At 69.5% G+C, this 9,494-nt stretch carries 6 protein-coding genes; 3 read left to right on the forward strand and 3 right to left on the reverse strand.

The genetic code is table 11. The annotated features are described in order from the left end of the window. The first annotated feature begins 150 nt into the window (after positions 1–150). From ACT4N8_RS08250 to ACT4N8_RS08260, 3 genes are all read left to right on the forward strand, one after another. Positions 151–1,668 (forward strand): efflux RND transporter periplasmic adaptor subunit, encoded by a 1,518-nt coding sequence (locus tag ACT4N8_RS08250; RefSeq protein ID WP_444857655.1) that lies wholly within the window; start codon positions 151–153, stop codon positions 1,666–1,668. Then, positions 1,665–4,841, forward strand: a complete 3,177-nt coding sequence (locus ACT4N8_RS08255; RefSeq protein ID WP_444857656.1) for an efflux RND transporter permease subunit — start codon at positions 1,665–1,667, stop codon at positions 4,839–4,841. Before ACT4N8_RS08250 ends, ACT4N8_RS08255 begins: the two co-directional genes overlap by 4 nt. A gap of 199 nt (positions 4,842–5,040) precedes the next feature. Next, complete coding sequence (locus tag ACT4N8_RS08260; protein WP_444857657.1) at positions 5,041–7,626, forward strand: SPW repeat domain-containing protein; 2,586 nt, start codon at positions 5,041–5,043, stop codon at positions 7,624–7,626. 316 nt (positions 7,627–7,942) lie between these two features. Here ACT4N8_RS08260 and ACT4N8_RS08265 read toward each other — a convergent pair whose 3' ends face one another. Genes ACT4N8_RS08265 through ACT4N8_RS08275 form a run of 3 tightly spaced genes read right to left on the reverse strand, consistent with a single transcriptional unit; the run spans position 7,943 to position 9,381 of the window. After that, the gene (locus ACT4N8_RS08265; RefSeq protein WP_444857658.1) at positions 7,943–8,164 is read right to left on the reverse strand and encodes a helix-turn-helix domain-containing protein; all 222 of its coding nucleotides are present in this window, start codon (positions 8,162–8,164) and stop codon (positions 7,943–7,945) included. Next, the gene (locus tag ACT4N8_RS08270; RefSeq protein WP_444857659.1) at positions 8,161–8,388 is read right to left on the reverse strand and encodes a DUF2274 domain-containing protein; all 228 of its coding nucleotides are present in this window, start codon (positions 8,386–8,388) and stop codon (positions 8,161–8,163) included. The genes ACT4N8_RS08265 and ACT4N8_RS08270 overlap by 4 nt, the downstream gene beginning before the upstream one ends. A gap of 6 nt (positions 8,389–8,394) precedes the next feature. Next, positions 8,395–9,381: a TrbI/VirB10 family protein gene (locus ACT4N8_RS08275; RefSeq protein WP_444857660.1), complete on the reverse strand. Its 987-nt coding sequence runs from the start codon at positions 9,379–9,381 to the stop codon at positions 8,395–8,397. Positions 9,382–9,494: the final 113 nt, after the last annotated feature.

The following is a 9,494-nucleotide window of genomic DNA, read 5'->3' on the forward strand; positions in this document are numbered from 1 at the left end:
GGCGGGGCTGGCGGGCGCCACCGCCAACCTGCTGGCCATCCAGGTCGCCAGCGAACCCACTACCCGCGCGACGCTCCACCTCGTCGAGCAGCGGGCCGCGTGGGCCAGGGCCACCGCCGACCTGCTCTACCTGCAGGGGGAGTGCGCCGAATGAGCGACGACCGTTCCTCGCCGATACGCTTGGGGCTCGGGCGCATCCGCGGCCTTTCGAGGCGGACCGCGGCGGCCGGGATCGCGGGCCTCGCCCTCCTCGCCCTCGCCCTCTTCCTTCTCCTCGACCGCGGCGGCGGCGATTCCGCCCAGGCCGCCTGTCCGACCGGCGAGCCCCTCTACTGGTACGACCCCATGATCCCGCAGGAGCGCCATCCCGGCCCGGGCAAATCCTCGATGAACATGGAGCTCATCCCCAGATGCCCGGGCGGCGGCGAGGCAGGCGGGGTCCGCGTGTCGCCGGCGATGGTCCAGAATCTCGGCGTGCGAACGACCCGCGCCCGGATGGTTGATTTCGCGCCGCGCATCCAGGCGGTCGGGCGCGTCGCCTTCGACGAGCGATTGATCACCGAGGTCCAGACGCTGACACCCGGCTTCGTCGAGCAGCTCGCCGTGCGCGCCGTCGGCGAAAGCGTCCGGCGCGGCCAGAGGGTCGCAAGCGTCTATTCGCCGGAACTCCTCACCGCGCAGAACGAATATCGGGCGCTGCTCGCCATGCCGGACGCGGTCGCCAGCCCCGAGCTGCGCCGGGCCGCGCGCCAGCGGCTCGCCTTGCTCGGCCTGCCGGGGGCGATGATCCGCCGGCTGGAGCAAGGCGGCGCGGCGCAACGCACCTATCCCGTGCTCGCCCCCGCGGCCGGCGTCATCACCCAGATCGGCGCGCGCCCCGGCGCGCAGGTTTCGCCCGGCCAGTCGATCGTCACGCTTGCCGGCCGGTCGCGCGTCTGGGTCATCGCCGAAATCCCCGAGGTCGCGCTGGGCGACGTCCGCCGCGGCCTGCCGGTCGAGATCAGGTTCCCCGCTTATCCGGAGGTGCGTCGCTCCGGCGCGATCGACTATATCTACCCGACCCTCGATCCACAGGCGCGAACGGCGCGGGCGCGGGTCACGCTGGCCAATGCCGATGGCCGGCTCATCGAGGGCATGCTCGCCAATGTGACCGTGATGGGCACCGGAGGCATGGCGCTGATCGTGCCGAGCGAGGCGGTGATCGACACTGGACGGCGCAAGGTGGTGGTCGTCCGGCGCGACGGCGCCTTCCGCCCTGTCGAGGTCCGCACCGGCCGTGAGGCCGGTGAACAGACCGAGATTCTCGACGGCATCGAGCCCGGCGCCGAGGTGGTTGTGTCGGGCCAGTTCCTGATCGATTCCGAAGCGTCGCTGACCGGGGTCATGGAACGGCTCAACGCCTCCGCCGCGCCGCGCGGCGAAGGCCCCGAGCTGGCGGTCGGCAGCGGGACCCTCCGCTCGATCGGCGGCCAAGCACGGACGGTCACGATCGAGCACGGACCGATCCCGATGCTGAACTGGCCGCCGATGACGATGACATTCGCCGTCCGCGATCCGGCGATGCTGCGCGGGCTCGCGCGCGGGCAGCGCGTCGAGTTCGCGCTTCGACCGCAGCCGCAGGGCGGGACCTATGTGGTCGAGCGCATCGCCAGGGCGCCGGCACGATGATCGAAGCCGTCATCCGCTGGTCGGTGGCCAACCGCCTGCTCGTGCTGCTTGGCGTCGCGTTCGTCGCCATTGCCGGCACCTATGCGGCGATGCGAACCCCGCTCGACGCGATCCCCGACCTCTCGGACGTGCAGGTGATCATCCGAACGTCTTATCCCGGCCAGGCGCCCGACATCGTCGAATCGCAGGTCACCTACCCGCTCGCCACGACGATGCTGTCAGCGCCGCAGGTCAGGGCGGTGCGCGGCTTTTCCTTCTTCGGCGACAGCTATGTGACCGTCTTGTTCGAGGACGGGACCGATCTCTACTGGGCCCGCTCGCGAACCCTCGAATATCTGAGCCAGGCGTCGGGGCGGCTTCCGGAAGGGGTCAGCCCGACGCTCGGGCCGGACGCGACCGGCGTCGGCTGGGCGTTCCAATATGCGCTGGTCGACCGGACCGGGCGGCACGACCTCGGCCAGCTGCGCGCGCTGCAGGACTGGTTCCTGAGCTTTCGGCTGCGTGAGATCGAGGGCGTCGCCGAGGTGGCCAGCCTTGGCGGCATGGTCCAGTCCTACCAGGTCCAGATCGATCCGGACCGGCTCCAGATCTACCGCGTCTCCGCGGGCGAGGTGATGGATGCGGTGCGCCGCGCCAATCAGGAAGCCGGGGGCTCGGTGATCGAGCGCGCCGGCGCCGAGTTCATGGTGCGGGTCGGCGGCTATCTCTCGACGCTCGAAAGCTTCCGCAGCATCCCGCTGAGCGCGACCGCCGGCGGGACGCCGGTGACGGTCGGCGACGTCGCGCGCGTGCAGATCGCCCCCGATTTCCGGCGCGGCATCGCCGAGCTCAACGGCGAAGGCGAGGTCGTCGGCGGAGTCGTCGTGGTGCGCCAGGGGGCCGACACGATGGCGGTGATCGAGGCGGTCAAGGACCGGCTGCGCGAGCTGCGGGCGAGCCTCCCGCCCGGCGTCGAGGTGGTGACGGTCTACGACCGCTCCGCCCTGATCGAGCGCGCGGTCGACAATCTGTGGGAAAAGCTTGCCGAGGAGTTCCTCGTCGTCGCGCTGGTCACCGTCCTGTTCCTCCTCCACTTCCGCTCGTCGCTGGTCGCGATCATCACCCTGCCGATCGGCGTGCTGGCCGCGTTCCTGGTCTTGTATTTGCAGGGGATCAACGCCAACATCATGTCGCTCGGCGGGATCGCGATCGCGATCGGCGCGATGGTCGATGCCGCCATCGTCATGATCGAGAATGCCCACAAGAAGCTCGAACATGCCCGCGAGCGCGACGGCGAGATCGACGAGCCGCGGCGGCGCCGGATCCTGACCGAGGCCGCGATCGAGGTCGGCCCGGCGCTCTTCTTCTCGCTGCTCGTCATCACCCTCTCCTTCCTGCCGATCTTCACGCTGGAGGCGCAGGAGGGCCGGCTGTTCCGGCCGCTCGCGCTTACCAAGACCTATGCGATGGCCGCCGCCGCGGGGCTGTCGATCACGCTCGTCCCGGTCCTGATGATCATGTTCATCAAGGGCCGCATCCGCCCCGAGGCCGCCAACCCGCTGAACCGCGGGATGATCGCGGCCTATCGGCCCGCGCTCCAGTGGGTCTTGAGATGGCCGAAGGCGACGCTTCTCATCGCCCTCGTCGCGCTCGCCATCTCGATCGTCCCGGCGAGCCGGCTGGGCAGCGAGTTCATGCCGCCGATGGACGAGGGCGACATCCTTTACATGCCGACCGCTTTGCCTGGGCTTTCGGCGGCCCGCGCCTCCGAGCTGCTCCAGGTCACCGACCGGATCATCATGACGGTTCCCGAGGTGCTGAGCGCGTTCGGCAAGGCCGGGCGCGCGGACACAGCGACCGATCCGGCGCCGCTGGAAATGTTCGAGACGACGATCCGGCTGCGGCCGCGAAGCGAATGGCGGCCCGGAATGACCATGGACGGGATCATCGAGGAGCTCGATTCGCGCTTGCGAATCCCCGGTCTGGCCAATGTCTTCGTGCCGCCGATCCGCAATCGGATCGACATGCTGGCGACGGGCATCAAGAGCCCCGTCGGCGTGAAGATATCGGGTCCGGACCTCGCGACGCTCGAACGCCTCGGCCGCGAGGTCGAGGAGGCGGTGCGGCCGATCGACGGCACGACCTCCGCGGTGTCGGACCGGATCGGCGGCGGGCGCTACATCAATGTCGAGGTCAACCGGCTCGCCGCGGCGCGCTACGGCCTTTCGATCGAGGATGTGCAGCGCACCGCCGCGATGGCGGTCGGGGGCGTGCGCATCGGCGAAAGGGTGGACGGGCTTGCCCGTTTCCCGATCAACGTCCGGTTCCCCCGCGAGACGCGCGACAGCGTCGCCGCGCTCGGCCGGCTGCCGATCATCACGGCGAACGGCGCGGTCGTGCCGCTCTCCGCCGTCGCGACGATCGAGGTCGCCCCGGGACCGGCGATGATCCGCAGCGAGAACGCCCAGCCCTCGGTCTGGGTCTATGTCGACGTGCGCGGCCGGGACGTGGTCGGCTATGTGAACGAGGCGCGGCGCGCCGTCGAAGCGCGCGTCGACCTTCCGCCCGGCTATTCAATCAGCTGGTCGGGGCAGTTCGAATATGCGCAGCGCGCCGGCGAGCGTCTGGCCTGGGTCGTTCCGGCCACGGTCGCGATCATCTTCCTGCTGCTGTTCCTCGCATTCCGGCGCGTCCGGCAGCCCGTCATCATCCTGTTGACCGTTCCTTTCGCTCTCGTCGGCGGCGTCTGGCTGGTCTGGCTGCTCGGTCACGACGTCTCGGTCGCCACCGCCGTCGGCTTCATCGCGCTCGCCGGCCTTGCCGCCGAGTTCGGCGTGGTCATGCTGGTCTATCTCGACCGCGCGATCGAGGAACGAGCGAGGGCGGGCCGCTTCTCACGCGTAGAAGATCTGGACGAAGCATTGATCGATGGAGCGGCCCTGAGAGTGCGGCCAAAAGCGATGACCGTGGCCGTCATCCTGGCGGGCCTGTTCCCGCTGCTCGTGGGCACCGGCGCCGGCTCCGAGGTCATGCAGCGTCTCGCCGCGCCGATGGTCGGTGGCATGATCACGGCGCCCTTGCTGTCGTTGTTCGTGCTGCCGGCAATCTACAAGCTGCTCGGCCCCGGACGGCTCGTCCGCGAGGATCGCAACGCGGAGGCGCTTCCTGCTGCTGGAGCCGGGGCCGGAACCTAGAGGAGACATGCGATGAACTGTCCGATGATAATGGGCGGCGGCGGAGTGATGATGATCGCAACGGGCCTGGTCTGGCTCCTGATCCTCGCCGCCCTGCTGCTCTCGATCGCGGCGCTGATCAAATATCTGCGATCCGGCCCGCGATATAAGGCGCCGGGCGAGGCGCGGCGGAAACTGAGACAGAAGGGAGCCTCAGGCCATGGCCGAAAAAGATCTCGTTCTGGTCACCGGCGGCAGCGGCTATCTTGGCGGCGCGATCATCCGCAGGCTTGCCGACGAGTACAGGCTCGTCGGCCTCGATCGTCCGGGGGGCGCCGCGCCGCCCTCCCCGGCCCACCAGATCGATGTCGATCTCGCGAGCGAGAAATCGGTGCGCGTGGCGCTCGGGAACGTCCGCGACCAATTTGGCGGCCGCATCGCCTCGGTGGTCCATCTCGCGGCCTATTACGACGTCTCGGGCGATCCGAACCCGCTCTACGACAAGATCACCGTCCAGGGCACGCGCCGGCTGATCGACGCCCTGCAGGCGTTCGAGGTCGAGCAGTTCATCCTCGCCAGCACCATGCTCGTGCACCGGCCGACGGACATGCCGGACGAGACCATCGACGAGGACTGGCCGCTCGATCCGCAATGGGCCTATCCCGAGTCCAAGGTCAAAGCCGAACAGCTGCTCCGCGAGTCACATGGCGAGATTCCGGTGGTCCTGCTCCGGATCGCCGGAGTCTATGACGATCTCGGCCATTCGCCCTTCGTCGCCCAGCAGATCTCCCGCATCTACGAGCACCGCCTGACGGCCCATCTCTATCCCGGGATGCTTTGCGCGAACCAATCGTTCGTCCATCTCGACGATCTCACCGAAGCGGTCGCCAGGCTGATCGGGCGGCGCGCCGATCTGCCGGCAGAGCTGCCGCTGCTGGTCGGCGAGCCGGACGCGCTCGGCTATGAAGAGGTGCAGAACATCATCGGCTGCGCGCTCCACGGCGAGCAATGGACGACGATCCGCATTCCGCAGTCGCTCGCCAAGGCCGGCGTCTTGCTCCAGGAGGAAGTCCTCGGCGAGGACAGCTTCATCAAGCCGTGGATGGTCGAGGCCAGCAACGACCATTACATCCTGGACATCGGACGCGCCCGGTCCCTGCTCGACTGGGAGCCGAGGCATTCGCTCGGACGGACGCTCCCCAGGATGGTCGAGGCCCTGAAGAGCGATCCCATCGGCTGGTACAAGGAGAACAAGCTCAATCCGGCGCTGGTCGCCTGGTACGGCCAGGACCCCGGGCGACAGGAAGGCCGGGAAGGCGATGCCGGGGCGGCCGACGGGACGGGCGCGCAGGCCGGCGAGCACCACGATCTCGACATGGGCCGTGACGACCATATGGCGATGATGGCGGAGGACGAGCGCAGGACGCGCTGGGCCCATTTCGCCAATATCGGCCTTGGTCTGTGGCTCGCCTCCAGCCCCTTCATCTTCGGCATCGCCGATTCCGCGTCGGTTCCCGAGGCGGTGCGAGCCGTCACCGCCGAGCGCGGGCTGCCGTCGATCGAGTGGCGAAGCGCGGCCCTCGCCTGGAACGACGTCGCGATCGGGCTGCTTATCGCGGCACTCGGCGCGTTGTCGCTATCGCGCAGAACGGCCTGGTTCGGCCAGTGGGGCAATTGCTTCGCCGGCCTGTGGCTGCTGTTCGTCCCGCTGCTCTTCTGGGCGCCGAGCCCGGCGGTCTATTCCAACGAGATGCTGGTCGGAGCGCTGGTCATCGCCTTTTCGGTGCTGGTGCCGATGATGCCGGGCATGAGCATGAAGGGGATGATGGACCCCACCTCGGTCCCGCCCGGATGGACCTACTCGCCCTCGACCGCGGCGCAGCGCTTTCCCATCGTCGCCATGGGCGTGGTCGGCCTGCTGATCTCCCGGCATCTCACCGCCTACCAGCTCGGCCATATCGACACGGCGTGGGATCCCTTCTTCGCCGGCGCCGCCGCCGACCCCAGGAACGGCACCGAGGAGATCGTCACCTCCTACGTCTCCAAAGCGTGGCCGATTCCCGATGCCGGCCTCGGCGCGGTCAGCTATCTGATCGAGATATTGATGGCGGTGATGGGCACGCGGACGCGCTGGCGGACGATGCCGTGGATGGTGACCTTCTTCGGAATATTGGTCGTGCCGCTCGGCGTCGTCAGCATCTACTTCATCATCATCCAGCCGATCCTGCTCGGCACCTGGAGCACGCCGGCTTTGATCGCGGCGCTGGCGATGCTGATCATGATCCCGTTCGCGCTCGACGAGCTGATCGCGATGGGCCAGTTCCTCTACTGGTCGCGCTGCCGGGGCGAACCGGTCGCGCGCATATTCTTCAAGGGCGGCGCGGTCGCAGGGGGCGAGGAAGATGCGGGCGACGCGATGGCCTCGTGGCGCCCGGCCTGGGCCGAGGCGAAGCGCGGGGTAACGCTGCCGCGCACCCTCGCGGCGAGCATCGCGATCGGCCTGTTCCTCATGCTGACCCGGATCATCCTGGGCACGAGCGGGGCAATGGCGAACAGCGACCATCTGATCGGGGCGCTCATCATCACCGTGGCGGTCATCGCGACCGCCGAGGTCGCGCGCCTGCTTCGCTTCGTCAACGCGGCGTTCGGGCTCTGGCTGATCGCGGCGCCCTTCCTGCTGGAGGGCGCGAGCGGCCTGGCGAGCGGCCTCAGCGCCGTCCTCGGGATCGCCCTCGTCCTGCTCAACCTGCCGCGCGGGGCGCGCAGCAACGAGCATTATGCCGGCTGGGACCGCTTCGTGCTTTGAATCGCCGCGAACGGAATCCGCGCTTGACCTTCCAGTCGCTGGAACGTGCATGCTGCGCGCGACTCGAACCGTTCAAGGCAGGCGGATGATGAACGACAAGACATGCCGCGAGGACGAAACCGGGATGTCCGGGGACGCCCGGGCCGGCGGCACCGCCGGTTGAGTTCGCGAAGACGGGATCGAACGGCCAGGCACGCTTCGTCGTGCGCCGCCGCGTTTCTCCGGCGAGCCGGTCCTCGGCCGGCGCGAGCCCGCCACGCTTGGCTCGCCGTCAAGCGGGCGGGAAAAAGAGCCGCCGAAGCGAGCGGCGGCAAGGTTACGATCGGTCCGGCGCCGCCGCACGGGCGCGCTTCGATGCGACGAACGCATTCAGGCTCGCGACCGGGACGAGCGTCGACCGGCCGACCTTTATCGTCTCGATCTCGCCGGCGGCGATGCACAAATAGAGCGTGGAGCGGCCGATGCCGAGCATGGCCGCCGCCTCGGGAATGCGGACCGCGACCGGAGGCAGCGCAGGCTGGCCGCGCCGCGCCCTCATCGGCCCTTCGCCTTGCGCTGCGATTGGCGCGAGCGGAGGAATTCGCGATCGCTGTCGAGGAATGCGGCGAGCATGGCGGGGACCAGCTCCGTCACCGGCGCGCTTTCTCCATAAGCCTCCTGATAGGCCGCGGCGTAAGCCGTCAGCGCCTCGTGGAGCTCGGGCGGGACGAGAACGGTCAGCTTGACCGGGGTCCGGTCCGGAATTCGGGCGAGTTTCAGCATGGCCGGTCATCCTCTCCAGGGTCTCAGAACCAGATCCTTGTGCACCAGCACGCGCACCGGAAAACCGGGCCGGATCCTGATCGTCGGCTGGATGTCGAGGTTGCGCTCGACGATCCGCTGCCCCGCCCGGTCGGCATTGCCCTGGGCGGACTCCCGCAGCGCGCGGACCAGGTCGGCCTCGCTGTTCCCGAAAGTCAGTTGCGTGCCGACGCCGAGCAGGGTCGACAGGCCGATCCCGCGCAGCAGCCGCCAGGTGTGGAAATCGACCCGGTCCTCGAGCCCCGCATAGCCTCGGGCGTCGGTTGCCGGCGCATTGTCGAGGGCGATCGAGGTCCCGTCCGGCAGCACCAGCCGTTCCCAGACCAGGAGCGCGCGGCTCTGGCCGAACGCCACCACGCTGTTGTAGCGGCCGATCAGGCGGGCGCCCTGCGGGATCAGCAGGGTCCGGCCCGTTGCGCTGTCATAATTCGGCTCCGTCACCTGGGCGACGACCATGCCGGGCAGGTCCGAGTTCAATCCGGTCAGCAGGCTCGCCGAGATCGTGCTGCCCGCGGACAATTGCCAGCGCGAGGCCGGCGGCTGCAGCCGGCCCGGATTGACGCTCTCGTCCGCGCCGCGGCCACGCGAAAAGGCGAGGTTCTGCGCCTGTCCCGGCGCGCCCGATGCGCTGTCCGTCCCGCCGGGTGCCGCGACCGCGGGGCCGGCGATCACGGGCTGGGGCGCGCCGCCGGCGTCGGCCGCGCCAGTGCGCGCGAGCTGCATCATCACCGGAGCCTCGCGCGCCTGGCGCGCTTCGGCGAGCCGCCGCTGCCGCTCGGCTTCCGCCGCCTGCGCGGCGGCGTCCGTCGGCCCGGATCGGACCTGGCCCGGCGAAGGGGTCTCCGCCGCCATCGCGCGCCGACGCTCGAGGATCGGCCTCCCGAGATCGCCGGGCAGAGGCGGTCCCAGCCGGGGCACGTCGCCATAATCGCGCGGCGCGCCGGAAGCGAACAACCCGCCCGCGGCTGCCGCGAAGGACGAGGGTTACTGGATCGACCGAGGCCGGCTCCGCGGGCGCGTCGGAAGCGCGAGCGACGCTGATGACGGCCTCCGCCGCCGCAGGGCGC

It is taken from the genome of Sphingosinicella sp., from assembly GCF_052387495.1.
In the GTDB taxonomy this organism is placed as follows: Bacteria; Pseudomonadota; Alphaproteobacteria; order Sphingomonadales; family Sphingomonadaceae; genus Allosphingosinicella.